At 62.8% G+C, this 19,200-nt stretch carries 21 protein-coding genes; 8 read left to right on the top strand and 13 right to left on the bottom strand.

The features are described from left to right. Positions 1-41: 41 nt before the first annotated feature. From CA236_RS15565 to CA236_RS15525, 9 genes are all read right to left on the bottom strand, one after another. The gene (locus tag CA236_RS15565) at positions 42-1,016 is read right to left on the bottom strand and encodes a calcium/sodium antiporter (protein ID WP_125946283.1); all 975 of its coding nucleotides are present in this window, start codon (positions 1,014-1,016) and stop codon (positions 42-44) included. Position 1,017: 1 nt separating this feature from the next. Next, a complete protein-coding gene (locus CA236_RS15560) occupies positions 1,018-1,929 on the bottom strand; it encodes a universal stress protein (protein ID WP_125946282.1) in 912 nt (303 codons plus the stop codon). Between the two features lie 21 nt (positions 1,930-1,950). Continuing rightward, positions 1,951-4,626: an HAD-IC family P-type ATPase gene (locus CA236_RS15555; protein ID WP_241212703.1), complete on the bottom strand. Its 2,676-nt coding sequence runs from the start codon at positions 4,624-4,626 to the stop codon at positions 1,951-1,953. A 371-nt stretch (positions 4,627-4,997) separates the two neighbouring features. Further along, positions 4,998-5,531: a hypothetical protein gene (locus CA236_RS15550; RefSeq protein WP_125946280.1), complete on the bottom strand. Its 534-nt coding sequence runs from the start codon at positions 5,529-5,531 to the stop codon at positions 4,998-5,000. Between the two features lie 676 nt (positions 5,532-6,207). Continuing rightward, positions 6,208-7,275, bottom strand: a complete 1,068-nt coding sequence (locus CA236_RS15545; RefSeq protein WP_241212702.1) for a relaxase/mobilization nuclease domain-containing protein — start codon at positions 7,273-7,275, stop codon at positions 6,208-6,210. A gap of 38 nt (positions 7,276-7,313) precedes the next feature. Continuing rightward, positions 7,314-7,943 (bottom strand): hypothetical protein, encoded by a 630-nt coding sequence (locus CA236_RS15540; protein WP_241212701.1) that lies wholly within the window; start codon positions 7,941-7,943, stop codon positions 7,314-7,316. 136 nt (positions 7,944-8,079) lie between these two features. Further along, positions 8,080-9,093, bottom strand: coding sequence for a ParB/RepB/Spo0J family partition protein (locus tag CA236_RS15535; protein WP_125946278.1), 1,014 nt, complete (start codon positions 9,091-9,093; stop codon positions 8,080-8,082). Continuing rightward, a complete protein-coding gene (locus CA236_RS15530; protein ID WP_037487008.1) occupies positions 9,090-9,830 on the bottom strand; it encodes a ParA family protein in 741 nt (246 codons plus the stop codon). Before CA236_RS15530 ends, CA236_RS15535 begins: the two co-directional genes overlap by 4 nt. A gap of 3 nt (positions 9,831-9,833) precedes the next feature. Beyond that, a complete protein-coding gene (locus CA236_RS15525; RefSeq protein WP_037487006.1) occupies positions 9,834-10,025 on the bottom strand; it encodes a hypothetical protein in 192 nt (63 codons plus the stop codon). A gap of 135 nt (positions 10,026-10,160) precedes the next feature. Here CA236_RS15525 and CA236_RS18835 point away from each other — a divergent pair, with 135 nt between their 5' ends. Then, complete coding sequence (locus CA236_RS18835) at positions 10,161-10,322, top strand: YlcI/YnfO family protein (protein WP_161604098.1); 162 nt, start codon at positions 10,161-10,163, stop codon at positions 10,320-10,322. Here the strand turns inward: CA236_RS18835 and CA236_RS15520 are convergent. From CA236_RS15520 to CA236_RS15510, 3 genes are all read right to left on the bottom strand, one after another. After that, positions 10,319-10,639: a single-stranded DNA-binding protein gene (locus CA236_RS15520; protein WP_125946277.1), complete on the bottom strand. Its 321-nt coding sequence runs from the start codon at positions 10,637-10,639 to the stop codon at positions 10,319-10,321. The genes CA236_RS18835 and CA236_RS15520 overlap by 4 nt on opposite strands. A 533-nt stretch (positions 10,640-11,172) precedes the next feature. Further along, positions 11,173-11,976 (bottom strand): RNA replicase, encoded by an 804-nt coding sequence (locus CA236_RS15515; protein WP_241212700.1) that lies wholly within the window; start codon positions 11,974-11,976, stop codon positions 11,173-11,175. A 469-nt stretch (positions 11,977-12,445) separates the two neighbouring features. Next, the gene (locus tag CA236_RS15510; RefSeq protein ID WP_037486997.1) at positions 12,446-13,306 is read right to left on the bottom strand and encodes a replication initiator protein A; all 861 of its coding nucleotides are present in this window, start codon (positions 13,304-13,306) and stop codon (positions 12,446-12,448) included. Between the two features lie 317 nt (positions 13,307-13,623). Between CA236_RS15510 and CA236_RS15505 the strand changes: the two genes are divergently transcribed. From CA236_RS15505 to arsH, 6 genes are read left to right on the top strand one after another with little or no spacing between them, the layout of a single operon-like run. Then, positions 13,624-14,199 carry a recombinase family protein gene (locus CA236_RS15505; protein ID WP_125946275.1) on the top strand — a complete coding sequence of 192 codons (576 nt, stop codon included), beginning with the start codon at positions 13,624-13,626 and terminating at the stop codon, positions 14,197-14,199. Positions 14,200-14,259: 60 nt separating this feature from the next. Next, positions 14,260-14,592, top strand: coding sequence for a metalloregulator ArsR/SmtB family transcription factor (locus CA236_RS15500; protein WP_125946274.1), 333 nt, complete (start codon positions 14,260-14,262; stop codon positions 14,590-14,592). 12 nt (positions 14,593-14,604) lie between these two features. Continuing rightward, complete coding sequence (gene arsC / locus CA236_RS15495; protein WP_125946273.1) at positions 14,605-15,033, top strand: arsenate reductase (glutaredoxin); 429 nt, start codon at positions 14,605-14,607, stop codon at positions 15,031-15,033. Further along, entirely contained in the window at positions 15,033-16,319 is a 1,287-nt protein-coding gene (locus CA236_RS15490; protein ID WP_125946272.1) for an arsenic transporter, read from the top strand. Before arsC ends, CA236_RS15490 begins: the two co-directional genes overlap by 1 nt. After that, positions 16,316-16,753 (top strand): arsenic resistance N-acetyltransferase ArsN2, encoded by a 438-nt coding sequence (arsN2, locus tag CA236_RS15485; protein ID WP_206430598.1) that lies wholly within the window; start codon positions 16,316-16,318, stop codon positions 16,751-16,753. The genes CA236_RS15490 and arsN2 overlap by 4 nt, the downstream gene beginning before the upstream one ends. Beyond that, on the top strand, positions 16,753-17,496 hold the full coding sequence (gene arsH / locus CA236_RS15480) for an arsenical resistance protein ArsH (protein ID WP_125946271.1): 744 nt from the start codon (positions 16,753-16,755) through the stop codon (positions 17,494-17,496). Before arsN2 ends, arsH begins: the two co-directional genes overlap by 1 nt. 3 nt (positions 17,497-17,499) lie before the next feature. Here arsH and CA236_RS15475 read toward each other — a convergent pair whose 3' ends face one another. Then, entirely contained in the window at positions 17,500-17,907 is a 408-nt protein-coding gene (locus CA236_RS15475; RefSeq protein ID WP_125946270.1) for a MerR family DNA-binding protein, read from the bottom strand. A gap of 63 nt (positions 17,908-17,970) precedes the next feature. Between CA236_RS15475 and CA236_RS15470 the strand changes: the two genes are divergently transcribed. Further along, positions 17,971-18,738: a glutaredoxin gene (locus CA236_RS15470; protein ID WP_125946269.1), complete on the top strand. Its 768-nt coding sequence runs from the start codon at positions 17,971-17,973 to the stop codon at positions 18,736-18,738. The last annotated feature ends 462 nt before the right edge of the window (positions 18,739-19,200 follow it).

Here is a 19,200-nt window from a genome sequence, read left to right as displayed (position 1 = left end):
GCGATGTCACGGCGACCGCGACAGCGAGAGCGAATCCTCGGCTAGGTGCGTGCCGCGATCAGATAGGCGAGGTAGGCGGCGTAGGCGATTACGAACATGAAACCTTCCGCACGGCTGACTTGCCGCCCGCTGTAGAAGACTGGAACGCAGACGAGGGCAACCGCAATCATTACCGGGATGTCGATCGAGATCAGAGCCTGTTCTACGGAAATGGGGGTTGCGGGCACGATGCAGGTAATGCCCAGGATGACGAGAATATTGTAGACGCTGCTGCCGATCAGATTGCCTACCGCGATGTCACGGTTGTTGCGGATCGTCGAGACAATGGTGGTCACCAATTCGGGCGCCGATGTTCCGATGGCGATGACCGTAAGGCCGATGAATGCGTCCGAAACGCCCCACAGCCTGGACAGCTCGACCGAACCTCCGACGAGGAGGTGAGCGCCACCCACGATGATTGCTACCCCGATGGACAGGATGAGTGCCTCACCTGCAGCTCCGGCCCAGACGGCCTTCAGCCCCGAAACACCCAGACCCGCCGCAAAGGCGCGTTTGGTCGCGAAGCTCTCTTGCCGCGCAGCCCGCATCACCAACCACGTGAAGGCAAGCCCCAGTGCGAGAAGGAGAGTCCCATCGGCGCGTGAAAGGATTCCGTCGAAGGCGAGCAGCCCAAGAGCCAATGAGGCAATAACGATCGCCGGAAGCTCTCGCCGTAGTGTTTGTAGGTGGAGGGAAAGGGGCCGAAGGGCGGCGCTCAGCCCCAGGATCAGCAGGATGTTCACGATGTTCGTGCCCGCGATGTTGCCGACGGCAAGTGAGCCCTCGCCCTCAACGGCGGCTTGGATGCCGACCCCGAGTTCAGGCGCACTCGTTCCTAGAGCGACAAATGTCAGTCCAATGATCAGCGGGGAAACGCCCATGCGGCCAGCAAGATTGCTTCCGCTACGTACGATCATTTCGGCTCCGGCCACCAACACGATGAGCCCAATGAGCACCGAGGCTACGGCTAGGAGCATCTCAGCCGGCGGCGTCCCGGGCCTCGATCCTGGAACGGTCGGGGACGAGCAGCACGTCCCCCGGCACTGAGTCGATGATCTTCCGCGCCGTGCTGCCGATCAGCGTTTCATAGATTATGCCGCCGCCATGGCTGCCGACGACGACCAGATGGCGGGTAGATTTTTCACCGTAGTCGCGCAACAGGACTTCCGGCGACCCATGTTCGATCAGGCGATCAATCGAGCTTGATGCGATGCCCTGCAGATCGGCCTCCGTCAGGAATTTGTTGGCTGCGTCGATACCCAGAGCGTCAAACTGGCGATTAATTTCTTCGCGACTGAGGTAGGAAGCGAACGGCACGTCATAGGCATGGAAGAGCACCATGTTGGCGTCGGCAAACCATGTCGCAGCTGTCTCGAGCGAGGCGCGCGAAGGGGGAGCAAAGTCCGTCGCAACCACGACCCTAGGGTAGGGCGCGAAGGCTCGGTCCCTTACGACCAGCAGCGGCACGGGTGATTTGCGGATCAGCCGATCGACCGTCGAGCCGAGCCACATGCGCTCAAGGAGCTGCGAGCCGGACACACCTGCCACGATCAGGTCGGCGTGCTGGGCTTGGGCGGCCTCCAACACAATCTGGGACGGGGTTCCCCGCTGAACAATGACATTCACGTCGAGACCGAAACCTTCGTCAGCAAGGTCGCGACGAAGGCGGTTCCGAACGGTGTTGCAGGGGTCGGTCGACCTGCGCCAGGATGGCAGGTCATCCCATCCATAGATGTGATGGTACTCGTCGAGTTTTTCCTCGATCGCATGAACGATGACGAGCGTCGCCCCCCATTGGTGGGCGAGCTGCACTGAGCGGTCGAGGGCCCGATCGGACCGATGGCTCAGGTCTGTCGCCAAAAGGATCCGGCGCGGCTTGAGGTTGGGCATCCAGGCTTCTCCTATTCGATACTACTCCGCCAACTCGTCGAACCATCCAAGTCGACGCATCAGCAGCTTTTCGCCCTCAAGAAGGATCATCAGAAGCACGCCGATCCCGATAATCAGCATGCCGTCGGCGAAGGTCAGCGGACGGCTCTCGAACACGGCGTTCATGATCGGCGCGTAGGTGAAGAGCAGCTGCAAGGCGACGAGGACACTGATGGCGATCCAAACCGCTTTCGTGCCGAGGACGCCCCGCCAGCTGAACGAACTGAGGTGCAGATAGCGGACGTTGAAGAGGTAGAAGATCTCCCCCACGATGAACATGTTGACCACCATGGTGCGAGCGACTTCGACGCTGCGACCCTGCCCTTGCGCATAGAAGAAGATGCTGAGCGAGGCGATGGTGAGGAGGACGGAGACGATCACCACACGCCAGAGCAGGAATGGCGACAGCAATGGCGCATCACGAAGCCGTGGCCGGCGCCGCATGACACCAGGCTCCGGCGGCTCGAACGCCAGCACAAGGCCGAGCGTGGCGGCAAGGACGAGGTTTACCCAAAGGATCTGCGTCGCGCTCATGGGGAGTGCGAAGCCGAAGAGAATCGCCAGCACCACCGCAAGCGTTTCGCCCCCATTCGTGGGGATTTCCCAAGAGATGACCTTCCGGATGTTGTCATAGACGGTACGACCTTCGCGGACGGCGCTGACGATCGATGCAAAATTGTCGTCGAGCAGCACCATTTCGGCGGCCTCCTTTGACGCTTCGGTGCCCTTGATGCCCATCGCTACGCCCACGTCCGCCTGCTTGAGCGAGGGCGCATCGTTGACACCATCTCCGGTCATAGCGACGGTGAGCCCATTCGCCTGGAGGGTCCTTACGATGCGTAACTTGTGCTCGGGGCTGGTGCGGGCGAACACTGCTATGGTGCCGACCCGCGCTGCCAGTTCCTCGTCGGTCATCGTCTCCAGCTCGGCGCCGGTGATTGCGTGCGGATTAGGGGCAAGGTCGAGCTGACGGGCGATCGCGAGCGCAGTGGCGGCATGGTCGCCGGTGATCATCTTCACGTCGATACCGGCCGATCGCGCCTCGGCGATGGCCGCGACGGCCTCTGGACGGGGCGGATCGATGAAGCCGACTAGGCCGAGGAACTCGACGTCACAACCTATCACTTCGAACGACAGAGCATCGGTGCTGTCGCTGACACGCTTCATGCCAAAACCGAGAACGCGCTCACCATCTTCAGCGGCGTTCGCAACGGCGTCGGACCACGGCACTGGGTCGAACGGCGCTCCTGCCATTCCGAACAGGGTTTCAGGCGCGCCTTTGATGAAGACGATCCGGTCTCCCTTCGGACCAGCGTGCAATGTCGCCATGAATCGATGGGCGGCATCGAATGGGATCTCGTCGATGCGTTTCCATTGCCGCTGCGTGCGGTCTGGATCGATGCCAGCCTTCATCGCCATTGCGAGTAGGGCGCCCTCCATGGGATCGCCTTCCACGCGCCATTGACCATCTGTCTGACCCAGAGCGGAGTCATTGCACAGCTGCACACACAGCAGCAGGTCGGCGGCCGCGCTCGTGTCAACCGGTTCCAAGGCGCCTGTCTGGGGATCATAGCCAGAGCCGGTCACCATCCACCGATGACCAGCTGTGACGATGCGCCGCACAGTCATTTCGTTCCGGGTCAGCGTTCCCGTCTTATCGGTGCAGATGACGGACGTGGCGCCGAGTGTTTCCACGGCAGGCAGCTTGCGGATCACTGCATTGCGCTGTGCCATGCCGCGCACGCCGATCGCCAGAGTGATCGTGATGACAGCCGGCAGGCCTTCCGGGACGATGCCGACAGCGAGCGCCACTACCGCAATCAGCGCCTCCACCCAGTCGTACCCACGCGCGAGCACTGCGAAGGCGAACAACAGCGCTCCGCCTGCAAGTACGAACCAGGTGAAACGCCGCGCGAAGCGATCGATCTGCCCGAGCAGTGGCGTAGTCATCACTGTCACGTCGCTGAGGAGCGTGCTGATTTGCCCGATCTGCGTGTCCTTGCCAGTAGCCACGACGAGCCCAGTCGCTTGGCCAGCGGCGACGAGCGTGCCCGAAAAGGCCATATTTCGCCGATCACCGAGTAGAGCCCCGGGATCGAGCACCGCCTCCAGCTTCTCAGCCGCTACCGACTCGCCCGTGAGTAGTGCTTCGTCGATCAGCAGCCGGCGCGCGTGAAGCAGACGCAGGTCCGCAGGCACACGGTCGCCCGCTTCCACCATCACGACATCGCCTGGAACGATCTCAGCCACCGGAACAGTAGCACGGCGGCCGTCGCGGAAAACACTGGCCTGCGGGGCTATTAGACCCTTGAGCGACTCCAGCGCCTGCTCTGCACGCCCCTCCTGCACAAAGCCGATGATCGCGTTTACGACAACCACCGCTACGATGACGGCGGCGTCGACGACGTGGTCGAGTAAGGCGGCCGCCGCTGCGCCGCCCAGAAGCACGAAAATTAGCATGTTGTTGAATTGGGCCACGAAACGGCGAAGTGCGCTCCGTCTGGGGGCTGTGGGAAGCGCGTTCGTGCCGTGGCGTCGCAGTCGTTCAGCAGCCCCTGCCGGAGTTAATCCGTTGGCGGAGCTTTCCAGCGCGGCAAGCGCCTGCTCTGTGGGCAGCGCGTGCCACGCGCGTTCAGCGCTTTCTATGGTGCTGTTCAAGGCCTTGGCCCATTCTTCTGCATCATTCGACAACCCTCTAACTCGGACGCTTGGCGGGACGGCATGGGAGGGCGCGCGCCGGCTGGCGACGGATCGTCTCCACCTTGGCACCCGAGCGTGCCGGATCGCGGGCCTCTTCTTCGTGGGCGAAGAGCCGCGCCCCGTGCCCTGTCCCGACATAGAACGGCGTGCCCAAGCCACCAAACTTTGGCTCCCCGTCCGGCATGCGCAGCAGGTAAACGTAATGCGGACCACCACCAGAGGCGGCGATGAGCCGGGCCAAATCGGCGCGATCCCATATCAATTGGGCGCTCATAACCTGCCCTACGCCAGAATGTCTTCTAACGAGTCTGCAGTCTCATAACGCGTCATTACTCAGCGATCCTTTTCAGCTCGATATCGAAAATCCCATCTTCCTGAGCTTGCAGTCGCAGTTGTTCAACAAGTGTCTTTTGATCATTGAACTCGCAGTTGGTGACCGATTGAGGGTCCCGGCTGACCGAACCTCCAGAGCGACGCACAACCTCTGCAATCTCGCCGTGGCAGCGAAGCACCGACACTCGGTAACGGTCATCCTGGTTATCCAGCAGCAGGAAAAGCGCGTTGCCAGCACCTAGCGCGGGGCCTTCAAGCTGGATGATATACCGATGATCCTTCGCGTCCTGGTTCAGGCGCGCCACGATCGCGCGGGCCGGCATCTCGGGACCATCCAACCGGACGGAGCCGTCAGGCTGTCGTGAGATGCCCACTATTTCGCCGGTTTCAGCTGCCTCGCCTTTTGCCTCTATCCTGTAGCGGCCATCAGGAATGACGTTCACAGCGTCTGACGCGGTGAACCACGGCGCGCCCGTCCAACAGCCGGACAAGGGCAGCAACAAAGCCGCAGCTACGAGGATGCGGTTCATCCTTCCTCGTCACCCTTCCATGCATCATGGTGGCACGTGTCACCACCTCCGGTTGAACGGATGATCGTTTTGGCGCGAAAGTCGTAGGTGTCGTGAAAAGCCCTCCGCCTCTTCTGGCCGGGGCGCTGCCAATAGACTGTGCGAACGACGATATGCCCGCTCCTCACATGGGTGGCGAAAGCGTCCTCCGGTCCCTCGTCGTCCTGGGTCCGGCTAAGGAACAGCATTTTTCCTGCGGTAGAGATCCTCACGATCCTAGTCCGCCCATGTCGCAGGAGGTCGTTACCCCGAACCTCGTAAAAACTCGCGTGAGGGCTGGGACTGCCGCCATCCATCTCGTGGCAATCCATCATCAACTTCGGACTTTTTGCACCGGCCGAAACGGCAATCGGACCTAACAGGGAGATTACCATGGAGGTGGCGAGAAGACGTGATTGCATGGAAATCTCCCGAGGATAGCTTGTGGCCGTACATCGCCCGCTCGTGCGTGGCCGTATTGATCCAAGCGGTTCCGATCGTAATCGCTAACGCGGAGTGCCCAGCGCTGCTCCTTGAGCATCTACAAGGGGAGCTCCCGCGCAGAAGCGCGCTCCGATCTCCTCGACCACTGGATTGTCGCTAAACCAGGGACTAATCTGCCTCCTTTCGGAAGCGTTCTGGCATTCACACTCGGTAATCAGCGGTTCCTAGTAGGCGGCACAGGTGTGCCACGTGGCACATCTCGATCAGGTTGATGCTCCGTTCCCTGCCGGGCCTGAGCAGTTCTTACGCGCGCCTCTGCTTCGCGTAACATTCGGTCCGGAATTGTTTCGATATTGGCCCGTTCCTGGAGGAACCGGCGGATATCGCCTCCGAGCCGGCGATCTTCCCGATCCGGGCTCCGGTCCAGGCTATCGGCTGCTGCCTCATACCGCTGCTTCGTCTCCTGCCAGCGCGCCCGGGTTTTAAACACAAATGTGGGCTGCTCGGCCCTACCAAGCGCGACCTGCATCGCCTCGCGCGCTTGACGTAGATCGGCCTCGGTCGGCTGACGGGAAGCGCCCCTGCGTATCCGCGCGCGCAACTGCGTCAGTGCCATGCTTGTGCCGGCCCTACCCTGACCGCGCGTATAGCGCGGCGTCGCTTCCGCCTCGATACCGCGGCTTCGGAGCGCCTCGGCGAACGCTTCCCGAAACCGAAACAGATCCTCGCGCCTCGGATCGAACCGCTTGCGGTCGATCCCTTCGGCTTGGACAGTCAGGTGGACGTGCGGGCGCGGCGTGTCCGTGTGGAGCGACATGAGATAATCATGGTTGTCGCCAATCATCCGCTCGGCCGCCTCACGCACCGACTGCTTGACCGTCTCGGGGTCGGTCCCCGCCGGCATCGAAAATACCATCGCAACGGCCGAGACGGTCGTGCCCCGTCGCCAGTAAAGCGGATCGGACCATTCGTCCGCGATCCGATGCGCTTCCTCCTTCGTCGCGATCTGCTCGCCATCCCGCGTCTCAAGGGGAATGTCGCCGTGGCGGCCGATGTAATCGAGATGGGCGGCGAGATGCTTGGCGCCCTTCTTCCGCCCCGTTACCTTGACCAGCACCTCCGGCGCGCGCCGCACGACACGCGCGAGCGTGGCCCGTGCATCCCCTTGGGTGCGCGAAGTCGCCGGTGACCTGCTGGCGAACGGCCCGAAGCCGTTGACCAGGTCACGGGTATATTTAAGGTTCGGATCACTGACGGGGCGCGGCTTGAAGCTCGGCTTCATCGCCTCCCAAAGCTCGTCCTCGCGATCCCCGAACGACATCAGTCGGCGACCTCCCAAAAGGTGGTCTCACCACGCAGCACGTCCGCCAGCGCCGTGATCTGCTCGTTGATCTCCTCTCGCATGTCCGCAATCCGGCGCAGCTCGCGATCGATCTGCAACCCGCTGTCGGCCATCATGGCAGCGTTGCCGGCCTTCATCGCTTGATTGAGGTTTCGGCCGATGCGCTGAAGCTGCATCCGGATCGGCGCGATGGCACCGCGCAGGCCATCGTCGACGCCCGCCTTTAGCGCAATGTGCCGGCGCACAAGCGCCTTGATCCATCCGGCGCGATCTACGCCCCTCTCGGCCGCGCGATGATCGAGGACCGCCGTTTCAACGTCAGTGAAGGTGAGCGACACGCGATTGCCTGCGCTGTCGGCGCGGGGCGCGATCCGCGGCGCGTCGGCCACGTGCTTCAAGGCTTGCTGAAGCACGGTGCGCAGGAGCGCGCTGCGCCCTCCCCTGCCCTCCGCGACGGCGTCGAATGCGGCAAGCAGCTCGCGATCGACGCGCGCCGTCAACATCGCTGAATCTTTGGTGGGGGATGAAGATTGCGGCGCAAGCGACATGGTGCTGCAAAGGTAACGTAATACAGCAAACGCAGCAACACCTATCCTGCCATCAAACATTCCCCACTAAAATCAGCCCTCAAGTGTGCCACGTGGCACACCCAATCCATCTCGGAAGTGATGAAGTCGCGGAAGGAAGGATTGGACCTGAGCGCGAGTGCCGGTCGCTACCGACGCTCTCCGCTACCCGGCGCGATCAGCGCCAGCTTACGATGCGGGGCTCCGCCTCATCCTCGAAGTGCAGCAATGCCTCGACGACCATCGCGCGCTTGCCCTCGATCTCGATCGTCGGGCGCTCCACCCGCTGCTTTCCCTGCCTGGACTTCGACGGCGAGCGAGGCGCAGGGGCAGGGGCCTCCGCAAACGCACTATCTGCCAGTGCTGGACCTACAGGCACCGGCACTTCGTCCATTGCACGATCGGCCTCCTCGTCCCGGATCACATCCGTCGTCGGTGCTGCTTTGCCTCCTTCACCCGCTGCCGGATCATCTTCGCCTGTGGCCGGTGTTGTCTCGGCTTGAGGGGTGGGGGTGGGCGCAGGCTTCGGCGCCGACTTCTTTGCGCCAACCTCGCGCGCGAACCGCTCACACGCCAGCACGGTCATGTCTTCCGCCGCGGTGTTGGCGACAAAAGCCCGGGTCGCCGCGTCGTCGGTCTTCGCGGCCTGGGCAAGCGCGACTGCGCTTCGCATGGATATGTCCGCGAAAAGCGCAGCGATGTAGTCGGGGGCCTTCGCGAGCCCCTGGTAGCGGGTCAGGAGCGTGCGGTTGCGACCGGTCGCCCGGGCCAGCTCGGCGAGCGAGCGCCCCTTCGCGACCTGTGCCGTGACGAACCGGATCATGTCGGCTGTCGACAAGTCCTCGCGCTGGTCGTTCTCGATGAACTGATCGATCCGCACCTGCTCGACGTCATCGGTCTTGCTGACGATCGCGCGGACCTGCACGCCGAGCTTCTGGCACGCGCGCCAGCGTCGCTCGCCGTACATGATCCGATAGCGTCCTTCGGCATCCTTCGGCGCGACCGTGATGGGCTGAAGCTGGCCTCGCTCCTTGATCGTCTCTGCCATTTCGTCGATCTTGGCAGGATCGATCTCGCTGCGGACGTTTTCGGGATCGGGATACACCAGCTCGGGATCGAGGAGCTGAACGCGATCGGCATCTGCCACGGCCGCCTTCTCGCTGAAAACGTCGAAACCGGAGAAGTCTGTCATTTGTGGCTCCCGATCCGGGTCATGGCTTCCTCGAGAAAGGCGCGCATGGGCGGAAGCGAGGTCCGCACATCCTTATCGAACCGCCATACCGGCACATGCTCTTGAATAGCCTGGCTGTAGTGCGCCCGCTCTGGAAGGAAGTTTGTGAACAGGTTGCGCCCGATCTTCTCTTTGATCGCAGCGAGCATCTTCATCTGATGCGTATCGTTGGCGCGTACCCGGTTGGGCACGAGCCCTACGACGTGGATTGGCGTCTTCCGGCGCTGGTTCACGGTTGCGATCGAATCCGAGACCTGCTTGGTCGCTGCCGGTCCGAATGGCCCCAGTTCAACGGGGACAATCAGATGATTGCACACCAACAGAGCCGCGAAATTGATCCACGACCAGGAGGGCGGCGTGTCGATGATGCAGAAGTCGAAAAACGGATCAAGCGCGGGGAAATTGGCGTTTAGAGCCGACAGTGCGCGCGGGTAGTCCGCGTCGTATTCCCCGCCCATGCGATTGGAGTAGATCGCGAGCCGGGGGAATGGAGCCGGCGGGGCATATTTCGGCTCGAACAGCGGCTTGCATGTGCCGAGGCTCTCGAACTCGGCCAAGGCATCGGTCGCGTTGCACTGGCGATCGAGATCGAGGAACAGCACACGATGGCCGGCGTCGGCCAGCAGCCATGCCAGATGGCAGGCGATCATCGTCTTGCCGGCGCCGCCCTTCTCGACATTGATGGCGATGGTCTTCACGCCCTACCAGCCTCGATCAGAATTGTTGTTCCAGTGCTCATAGCCGCGATAGCTGGAATCCGTGCGGGTGTTGCGACGCGCCTCCTCGTCCGGAGTATCGCCACTCCAGATGCGCGGGGTAGAACCGCCACCGCCCCTTAGGACGGCCCACGCGATCAGGACGAACAGCCCGATCGTCAGCAGATTACCCAACATGGCCTTCCTCCGTCGCCTTGATGAAAGGCGCAGCCTGTAATATACGATACCGCAAATGCCGTCAATATGCGGTATCGGTAATTACTAGGGCAATGGATGACGTCTAGCAAGGTCCGTTCCGTTGGTCGCCCTCCGATGGAGGATCAAACGCTCGCGCGCTTTCCCAAAGGCACGCTGGGGCGCATCAAGTCTGTTCTGCGGGAAAGCGAAAGCCAAGCCGACTTCATCCGGGAAGCGGTCGAGCTGGAGCTTCGCCGGCGAGAAGGGCCGCCGGTAGGCGGCCCCGACCGCGCCTAGTCGCGATCCTCGGAACCCTTGGCCAGGACTGCGAAACCGTCAGCGATCAGCTCCACCGTGTAGCGCCGGCCTTCGGTCGTGTCGTAGGAGTTCTGGCGGACGCGGCCCGTAATATGCACCAAGTCGCCCTTTTGAGCCTTGGCGGCGCGCTCGATCAACTTGCCGAACAGCGTCACCTCGTTCCAGTGGGTGTCCGTGACCCACTCGCCATTCTCCTGGCGGTTATAGTTGGCGGCGACGTTCACCTTCGTCACCTTGTCATGCTCGATGGTCTTGCCGACCCGGCCGATGATCCGAAACTCCGCGATGTTCTGCATGGTCCTGTCCTTCGATCGATCAGGCTCATTCCTGATGGGAATTGAAGGGGCGTGCAGACGCCGCGATCAAGCGAAAAAACGGAGGGTCCGCGTAGCGGAAGCCGTAGGCGCAGCCGGTTATTCGCTTGATCGTAGAAGGCGGCCAGCGTCCATTTTCCCATCGATCAAGGAATAGCCGATCAGAAGGGTGCGAACGGGATACCCGTGCGGGGTTTCGGCGGGTCGAGCAGAAAGCGACATCCTTGGTGATGATCGGCCGGCTCGCCCGGGGGCCGGGAAAGGCGGATCGCGACGATCCTTGAAGAGGGAGGATGCCGGTTCCCAATCGCGCAACCTCGTCCTGGAGGCTGGCGCTACGGTCGCATTCGACGCCAACAAACAGCTGAACCGGGCACCAACGCAGCCATTTGAGCGCCACAGAAAACGCATGCTCCTCCCGGGAGCACCGCGACGCGAAGCGGCGCGTCCGACGGTTCGGCTTGGTGGTTTTGTTTGAATGCAGTGTGCCGGTTCGTCTTGGGACTACATCGCCGTCAGGCGTTAAAGCGTTGGCCGTCTAGGCCAACTCCATCTGTGCTTAGAACATATGAATCTGGGAGCGGTTGACCATTTTTTTGAGACTCTTGCTTCTCGATTGCGATGGCGAGGCTGTCCAACACACGACGAAGGCCGGCGTCCTCGATCTCCTCGGCCACAACCTGGCGGGGCGTGCGCCATAGACGCATCGCCTCGATCTCCTCAATGCGGTCGGTTTCGCGCTGCACCACGTCGTCGGGAAGCGGGACGGGCCGAAGCCGCCGCGGAAGGAAACGGGCGAGCCGGTTGGGGAAACTCATCCGATAGACATTGGACGTCTGTGCGTTGCGGGCCTTCGGACGATCGGCGGGAGGGTCGATTGGTACGCACCGGCGCTGCTTGTCGAGCAAGCCCATCTTGGCAAGGATCGACAGCCCGCGCCCGACGCTCGCACGTGAGAGGCCGGTGTGCGTCTCGATCCATTCCCAGGTCGGGAATACCTTACCGGCACAGGTGCGCGCGAGATGCGTAAGCTGCTCGAACACGCGGACTGCCGCGGGCGTAATCAGCGTGACAAGCCGTTCGTCCTCGGTGAGCTGGCGCCCTTCGGAGCGGGCAAGACGCCGGATAGCGTTCTTGCGCTTCAGCAGCTCCACCGCCTTCTTGTAGAGCCGGTCGGTCTCACCCTTTGCGTAGGTGTAGAAGAAGTCATCCTCGAAGGTGCCGGCTCTGCGACTGTTCGGATGCACGTGCGCACGTGTGGGGTTTGGTGCGCCCGATCGTGACCTCGGCCGCGCCCGTTCGATGCGGTCGAGCGCCATGAAGCTCGCCCGCGCGAGTGTAACAGCTCCCATCTTCCGTCCCCTTCTTGGGGCCGGGACCAGGCAAAACTAGAGCGTGGCGCGAAGCGCGCTCCCTTGAACCAAGGCTCGGGAACGGGTATGAGAAGGGTGTCTTATGTCCCGATCGATGCCGCCAAGCATCGCTCATCACGTTCCAGGGTGCCCGGCCTTCGTGCCGGGCATTCGTTTATGTGGTCACGGCCGATCCCCGTTTCTGCCGCGCGCGGTTCGCGTTCGACGATGGCGATTTTTGCAGAAATCACGGCGCCAGCGAACAACAACAATTCGTGCTTTGGCGGACCGAAGCCTGAAAAAGTTCGTGCTTTGGCGGACCTGAGCGCCTTGCGTTCGTGCTTTGGCGGACCGGTATTCGTGCTTTCACGGACCCGTGTTCGTGTTTTCCCGGACCGCATGGCCCTGACCGAACAGATCGATTCGGAACGCCCTGTTAGGCAGCCGACAGCGATGGCTTGGGGGTAATCGTCACAGTTGTAGCCGTGGTCGTTCGCCGTTTGGTCGTCGACATTTCAGCTGCGAGGCCATCACCCATGACGATGTGATAGTCCGGGATGGCGTTCTCTTCCGAAATGCCCTTCATCACGTGTCGGAAGTGCTTCAGCGAATTCTGATAGCCGAGTTGAAGGCGCAGGTCGTCCAGCCCCACTTGAACTGCCCCGGCCGTACACGTCGATCGAGCAACTTCGTAAAGTCTGCGCTCAACCGGTCCGAGCTGGAAGTAGGACGGAGAATATTCCAGAACGCGCCGGTCGCGCAGGATCGCGCGATAGAGCCAATCGCACAGTCGGACCTTGACGCCCTTGAGGCGCTTTTCGCCCCGAGCATTCTTCTGGTAATGAAGCTGGGCTTCCGACAGCCAGGAGAAAAAGCCTGCCTGTCCCTCGCCACCGGCCTCGATGTTGGTCTTGATCTGCGTACCCTGCAGTCTTTCCAAGGCATCCGACAGCCGCGAATAGGAGCGCGCCGAGCCATTGACGCCGGTAACGCGGAACAGATCGTGGGCGGTGAAGTAAAAGTCCTGCGCGACGGTCTCCCCGGCATCGAGCTTCGCCACTAGAAGGCTGGCGATATAGAGCAGCACTTCCTTGTCGTAGATGGTCGCAACGCCACGGGGACCGGGCCCGATCTCGATCGACACTGACTCCGTCTTGTAGATCAGTGATCGCTTCCACGCTGTCTTAGTCAGCGCGAAGAAAGGGTAGGCCATCAACGACTGCTCGCCACGAACCTCCGTCAGCAACGGGCTGTCGAGGACGAACAGGTCGCCTTGCCCCGCATCACGCCCGGTCATGCAGCGACCTCCAGAGGCAGCCCGATCGCTGAGGTCCGCGAAAGCACGAAAGAGGGGCGGCGGTGGTCCGTGAAAGCACGAAACGTGGCGCTCGCTCTCTCGGGAGAGGCAGGCAGGACGCCAAGCTGGCGCCCGTTTTCGTGCTTTCGCGGACCCGCGTTAGGAGTGGCAGCGATCGCACGACCCCGTCTCGCAAACGATCGATTTTGATGCGCTACCATGTGAGAATGTCTAGCAGGGGTCATGGGCGTATCAAAACACATTCTCGATTGGTGGTGCCCGTGCTAGGCACGCGAGATGAGTTTTGAGAACGCTTCATGCTGATCGGCTATGCGAGGGTCTCGACCCCCGAACAGGATCTGACGCCCCAGCTCGACGCTTTGCGCGACGCGGGTTGCGAACGAACCTTCAGCGACAAGGCAAGTGGCGCGAAGGCGAACCGCGTCGGCTTGGCCGACGCGCTCTCCCATGCTCGACCCGGCGATGTGTTGGTCGTGTGGAAGCTCGATCGCTTGGGCCGCACGATGAAGGGGTTGGTCGATCTGGCCGCAGATCTGGCCGAGCGCGGCATCGGGCTCCGATCGCTGACCGATGGGATCGACACAGCTGGGACTGCCGGCAAGCTCGTCTTCCACATCCTGGCGGCCATGGCTGAAATGGAGCGCGACCTTAATCGCGAACGCACAACAGCCGCCTTGGTGGTCGCGCGGCGCGAGGGAAGGGTGGGTGGCCGGAAGACGGTGATGACGCCCAACCGGCTCGCGGCTGCTCGCAAGCTCTTGGCCTCGGGAATGCCGATGCGTGAGATCGCGCCTGCGATCGGGGTATCGGTCCCGACCTTGTACCGCCATTTCCCGGCACCGGACCCGGAAGCCATCAACGCGGAAGGCTGAGGTGCGAAAGGGCAGATCGAAGCGACTAGCTCTCACCAATATATCCGCTATGCTGGATCTATGGAAATCGATTCAGCCATAACTGCGTTGGGCGCGCTCGCGCAAGCGACGCGCCTCGACGTCTTCCGTCTGTTGGTACGGCATGAACCGGACGGCATGGCAGCAGGCGACATCGCTCGTCAGCTCGACGTGCCACAGAACACCATGTCCGCACACCTCGGCATTCTGGCGCGGGCGGGCCTCGTGCGGTCCGAACGACGCAGCCGCTCCATCATCTACCGCGCCGACTTGGACGGCCTGCGCGCGCTCACACTGTTCCTCGTCAAGGACTGCTGCGCCGGCAATGCCGCGCTGTGCGCGCCGCTTGTCGCGGAACTCACCCCCTGCTGCTGAAAGGACGCCCTCATGGCCGTCGATATCGTCATCTATCACAACCCCGAGTGCGGTACCTCGCGCAACACCCTCGGCCTGATCCGCAATGCCGGCATCGAGCCGCACGTCGTTGAGTATCTCAAGACTCCGCCCTCGCGCGCGCTGCTGGTCGAGTTGATCGGCCGTGCGCGCATCACCCCGCGCGATCTGCTGCGCGAGAAGGGAACGCCCTATGCGGAACTGGGGCTGGGTGACACTGCGCTCTCCGACGAAGCGCTGGTGGACGCGATGATGGCGCACCCGATCCTCATCAATCGCCCGCTCGTCGTCTCGCCACTGGGGGTGAAGCTCTGCCGCCCGTCAGAAGCGGTCCTCGGTCTGCTGCCGGTAGGCCAGTTAGGCGCCTTCGCCAAGGAGGATGGCGAGCAAGTTGTGGACGCCTCGGGTCAGCGCGTAGCCTGATGCTTCTTGCCGTCCTGATTTTCGTCGCCACGATTACGCTCGTTATCTGGCAACCGAAAGGGCTCGGCATCGGATGGAGCGCGATGGGCGGTGCCGTTGTCGCTTTGCTCGCTGGCGTCGTCACCCTCTCGGACGTGCCGGTAGTTTGGGGCATCGTCTGGAACGCGACCGCTGCTTTCGTCGCGATCATAGTCATCAGCCTGCTGCTCGACGAAGCCGGGTTCTTCGAATGGGCAGCACTCCATGTCGCACGATGGGGGAAGGGGCATGGCCGGAGGCTGTTCGTCCTCATCGTGCTGCTGGGCGCGGCAGTATCCGCGTTGTTCGCCAATGACGGCGCGGCGCTGATCCTGACGCCGATCGTCATCGCCATGCTGCGGGCGCTGGGCTTCAAGGACAAGGCGACGCTGGCGTTCGTCATGGCAGCCGGCTTCATCGCCGACACCGCGAGCCTGCCGCTCGTCGTCTCGAACCTCGTCAACATCGTGTCGGCCGACTTCTTCAAGATCGGCTTCGGTGAATATGCCGGTGTGATGGTGCCGGTGAATCTGGTGTCGATCGCGACGACGCTCGGCGCACTCCTGTTATTCTTCCGGCGCGACATCCCGCAAGCCTATGACGTGGGGGCGCTCCGGCTTCCGCGTGAAGCGATCCGCGACGCCGCGACCTTTCGCGCCGGGTGGATCGTCCTGGCGCTGCTGCTCGCGGGATTCTTCCTGCTCGAACCTCTTGGCGTGCCGGTCAGCGCCGTAGCCGCTGCCGGCGCGGTCCTGCTGCTGGTGATCGCGGGCCGGGGTCCCGTAATCCAGACCGGCAAAGTGCTGCGCGGCGCACCGTGGCAGGTCGTGATCTTCTCGCTGGGTATGTACCTAGTCGTCTATGGCTTGCGAAACGCAGGCCTGACCGATCATCTCGCCGCGCTGCTCGATCGCACCGCCCAGGGCGGTGTCTGGGCCGCCGCGCTCGGAACCGGTGTGATCGCGGCCGTCCTGTCTTCGGTGATGAACAACATGCCGACCGTGCTGGTGGGCGCGCTCTCGATCGACGCTAGCCACGCTACGGGCCCGATCAAGGAAGCGATGATCTACGCGAACGTGATCGGCTGCGATCTGGGTCCCAAGCTGACGCCGATTGGTTCGCTTGCGACGCTTCTGTGGCTTCATGTGCTTGGTCAGAAGGGCGTGCGGATCGGGTGGGGCTATTACTTCCGGGTCGGTGTCACGCTGACGGCGCCGGTGCTACTCATCACGCTCGCGGCGCTTGCGATCAGGATCAGCATCGCATGACGGGCGTGGTCGTAACCCCGCTTCGATCCGGCGATCTGGACGAGATGGCAACCCTTTTGGCGGCAGTCAAACTGCCGATCACAGACCTGGGCGAACCCGGCCGCTCCTTCTTCCGTTTTGACGATGCCCAAGGCCTGATTGGATATGGTGGTTTGGAAGGAGAGGGAGCCGATCGCCTGCTTCGCTCGGTCGTCGTCGTCACCGATCGCAAAGGGCGCGGCATCGACCGTGCCATGATCGCCGCGCTCGAACAGCAAGCTCGCGAATCCGGAGTGCAGCACCTCCACCTGCTGACAACGACGGCCGCGTCGTTCTTCCGGAGCCTCGGGTTCGCCGATGCAAGCCGGGAGTCCGTTCCGGCGACCATCACCGCCTCGCTTGAGTTCACCGCGCTCTGCCCCGCCTCGGCCGCCTACCTCATGAAAGCTCTCTGATGCCGCTTCGTTCGTTGACCGACCCTGACAGCTTCCCCGCGCTCGATCCCGCCTTCGTTCACCAGCGACCCGCGCTGGGCTTGGGCGCCCTCGATCCGGCACCGCGCATCCTGTTGCTCTACGGGAGCCTGCGCGGGCGGTCGTTCTCGCGGCTCGCTGTCGAGGAGGCCGCGCGCCTCCTGCACCTGTTCGGGGCCGAAACGCGCATCTTCGATCCATCGACGCTGCCGCTTCCCGATCAGGTGAAGGACGACGATCATCCTGCGGTCCACGAGCTGCGCGAGCTGTCGATGTGGTCGGAGGGACAGGTCTGGTGCAGCCCTGAGCGACACGGCCAGATCACCGGCATCATGAAGGCACAGATCGATCATCTGCCGCTCGAAATGAAGGGAATGCGCCCGACCCAGGGGCGCGCGCTCGCGGTCATGCAAGTGTCGGGCGGATCGCAGTCGTTCAACGCGGTCAACACCCTGCGCCTGCTCGGCCGCTGGATGCGCATGTTCACGATCCCGAACCAGTCTTCCGTCGCCATGGCGTACAAGGAATTCGACGAAGCGGGACGCATGAAGCCGTCGAGCTATTATGATCGAATCGTCGACGTGATGGAGGAGCTGGTACGCTTCACCGTCCTCCTGCGCCCCCATGCGGTCCAGCTCGTCGATCGCTATTCAGAGCGCAAACAGGCCGGCGTACCGGTCGACGAAGCTACCGACCTGTCGAGCATCGCCATCGCGCGCGCCTGAACCTCATGCGTGATCGAACGCTTGGAGGATCGGACACGGCCCGGCCGAACCGCTTCCGCACTCTCTCGCGAGCCGGCGAAGGGAGGCGCGCACCCGCTCAAGCTCCTGGATCTTGGCGTCCAGCGCTGCGATCCGCTCATTGGCAAGCTCGCGTGCGCGGGCACGATCGTCAGTTGCGTCGAGCGCCAACAACTCGCCGATCTGCTCCAGCGTGAACCCGGCGGCTTGCGCCGAGCGGATAAAGCGCAAGCGGCGCACGTCATCGACACCGTAGCGCCGAATACCGCCGCTCGCGCCGGCGCCTCCGGGCCGGTCTGGCGTATCGAGCAAACCCCGGCGCTGGTAGTAGCGCACGGTCTCGACGCCGACGTCCCCTTCACGCGCGAGACCCGCAATCGTCAGCGTCGCCATACCTTGACTCCGTACTATAGTACGGACCCTATATAGGCTCCGCGAACAGCACGGAGAAGTGAGATGGCGACCGCGGCACCCAAGAAAGCGACAATCTACCGCATGGTGATGCCGGCGCACACCTGCCCTTATGGCGTGAAGGCCAAGGACCTGCTGCGCCGGCAAGGTTACGAAGTCGAGGATCATTGGCTGCGCACGCGCGAGGAGACGGACGCGTTCAAGGCGGAGCACGGCGTCAAAACCACGCCGCAGACCTTCATCGGAGGCGAGCGGGTAGGAGGCTATGACGATCTGCGCCGCTTCTTCGGCAAGGCGGTGCGCGATCCCAAAGCCGTCACTTACCGGCCCGTAGCCGCGGTGTTTGCCATGGCCGCGCTGATGGCGCTCGCGGCCAGCTACGCCGCCTTTGGTGCGCCGTTCACGGTTCGCGCCGGCGAATGGTTCATCGCTTTCTCGATGTGCGTGCTCGCCATGCTGAAGCTCCAGAACGTCGAGAGCTTCTCGAGCATGTTCCTCAACTACGATCTGCTCGCCAAACGCTGGGTGCCTTATTCCTACGTCTATCCTTACGCGGAAGGTGCCGCGGGCGTGCTAATGGCGGCGGGTTTGCTCACCTGGCTGTCGGTGCCTATTGCGCTCGTCATCGGGACGATCGGCGCCGTGTCCGTCATCAAGGCGGTCTACGTCGACAAGCGCGAACTCAAGTGCGCCTGCGTGGGCGGGGATAGCAACGTACCCCTCGGCTTCCTCTCGCTGACCGAGAACGTGATGATGGTCGCCATGGCGCTATGGATGGTGATCGCCCCGACTGCGCTCTCGATGCCGCACTGAGCCGTTGACTTTAGGTCGAAAAGGCTGCCGGTAGCTGGCGTGAAGTCCGGGTCTCGTCCTCTTGTCAGCGTCTCTCGCATGGCCGTCCTGGCCGTGCTTGCGATGATGCTGCTCGTCCGGTTGGGGCCGATCTGCGAGGCCAGCGCTCAAGCCGCGCCGATCGCCTCGGCAATGGCTGGGTGCGACGAAAAAGGCTCTTCGGCGCCCGACAAAAAGGCGCCGCAACCCGCGTGCGCGACCCCCTGCATCGCCGTCCCGGGAGACGCCCTGGCGAGGATCGAGCCGGCATTCTCATTCCCGATCGCACCGTGGCCGTCGCCGGCCTCTGTCATGAAGAGGGCATAGCGTGGATGGTACGCTAAACAACGCTAAGGGCGAACAATCAGCGAACGCTTAGGCGGCGCGGCTATCCGGCGGCAGATTGAGGGCCTTGCGGCCAGCGGAAGCGGCTGCTCGATCCCA

Origin of the sequence: Sphingomonas sp. ABOLG (assembly GCF_003950435.1) — a bacterium.
GTDB lineage: Bacteria > Pseudomonadota > Alphaproteobacteria > Sphingomonadales > Sphingomonadaceae > Sphingomonas > Sphingomonas panaciterrae.
This window is presented reverse-complemented; position numbering and strand designations above follow the sequence as displayed.

What these genes read in the sequence shown, in the direction of transcription:
- CA236_RS15565 (WP_125946283.1), bottom strand. Translation starts at nt 1,016, where the DNA reads ATGCTCCTAGCCGTAGCCTCGGTGCTCATTGGGCTCATCGTGTTGGTG.
- CA236_RS15560 (WP_125946282.1), bottom strand. Translation starts at nt 1,929, where the DNA reads ATGCCCAACCTCAAGCCGCGCCGGATCCTTTTGGCGACAGACCTGAGC.
- CA236_RS15550 (WP_125946280.1), bottom strand. Translation starts at nt 5,531, where the DNA reads ATGAACCGCATCCTCGTAGCTGCGGCTTTGTTGCTGCCCTTGTCCGGC.
- CA236_RS15545 (WP_241212702.1), bottom strand. Translation starts at nt 7,275, where the DNA reads ATGAAGCCGAGCTTCAAGCCGCGCCCCGTCAGTGATCCGAACCTTAAA.
- CA236_RS15540 (WP_241212701.1), bottom strand. Translation starts at nt 7,943, where the DNA reads ATGTTTGATGGCAGGATAGGTGTTGCTGCGTTTGCTGTATTACGTTAC.
- CA236_RS15535 (WP_125946278.1), bottom strand. Translation starts at nt 9,093, where the DNA reads ATGACAGACTTCTCCGGTTTCGACGTTTTCAGCGAGAAGGCGGCCGTG.
- CA236_RS15525 (WP_037487006.1), bottom strand. Translation starts at nt 10,025, where the DNA reads ATGTTGGGTAATCTGCTGACGATCGGGCTGTTCGTCCTGATCGCGTGG.
- CA236_RS18835 (WP_161604098.1), top strand. Translation starts at nt 10,161, where the DNA reads ATGGAGGATCAAACGCTCGCGCGCTTTCCCAAAGGCACGCTGGGGCGC.
- CA236_RS15520 (WP_125946277.1), bottom strand. Translation starts at nt 10,639, where the DNA reads ATGCAGAACATCGCGGAGTTTCGGATCATCGGCCGGGTCGGCAAGACC.
- CA236_RS15515 (WP_241212700.1), bottom strand. Translation starts at nt 11,976, where the DNA reads ATGGCGCTCGACCGCATCGAACGGGCGCGGCCGAGGTCACGATCGGGC.
- CA236_RS15510 (WP_037486997.1), bottom strand. Translation starts at nt 13,306, where the DNA reads ATGACCGGGCGTGATGCGGGGCAAGGCGACCTGTTCGTCCTCGACAGC.
- CA236_RS15505 (WP_125946275.1), top strand. Translation starts at nt 13,624, where the DNA reads ATGCTGATCGGCTATGCGAGGGTCTCGACCCCCGAACAGGATCTGACG.
- CA236_RS15500 (WP_125946274.1), top strand. Translation starts at nt 14,260, where the DNA reads ATGGAAATCGATTCAGCCATAACTGCGTTGGGCGCGCTCGCGCAAGCG.
- arsC (WP_125946273.1), top strand. Translation starts at nt 14,605, where the DNA reads ATGGCCGTCGATATCGTCATCTATCACAACCCCGAGTGCGGTACCTCG.
- CA236_RS15490 (WP_125946272.1), top strand. Translation starts at nt 15,033, where the DNA reads ATGCTTCTTGCCGTCCTGATTTTCGTCGCCACGATTACGCTCGTTATC.
- arsN2 (WP_206430598.1), top strand. Translation starts at nt 16,316, where the DNA reads ATGACGGGCGTGGTCGTAACCCCGCTTCGATCCGGCGATCTGGACGAG.
- arsH (WP_125946271.1), top strand. Translation starts at nt 16,753, where the DNA reads ATGCCGCTTCGTTCGTTGACCGACCCTGACAGCTTCCCCGCGCTCGAT.
- CA236_RS15475 (WP_125946270.1), bottom strand. Translation starts at nt 17,907, where the DNA reads ATGGCGACGCTGACGATTGCGGGTCTCGCGCGTGAAGGGGACGTCGGC.
- CA236_RS15470 (WP_125946269.1), top strand. Translation starts at nt 17,971, where the DNA reads ATGGCGACCGCGGCACCCAAGAAAGCGACAATCTACCGCATGGTGATG.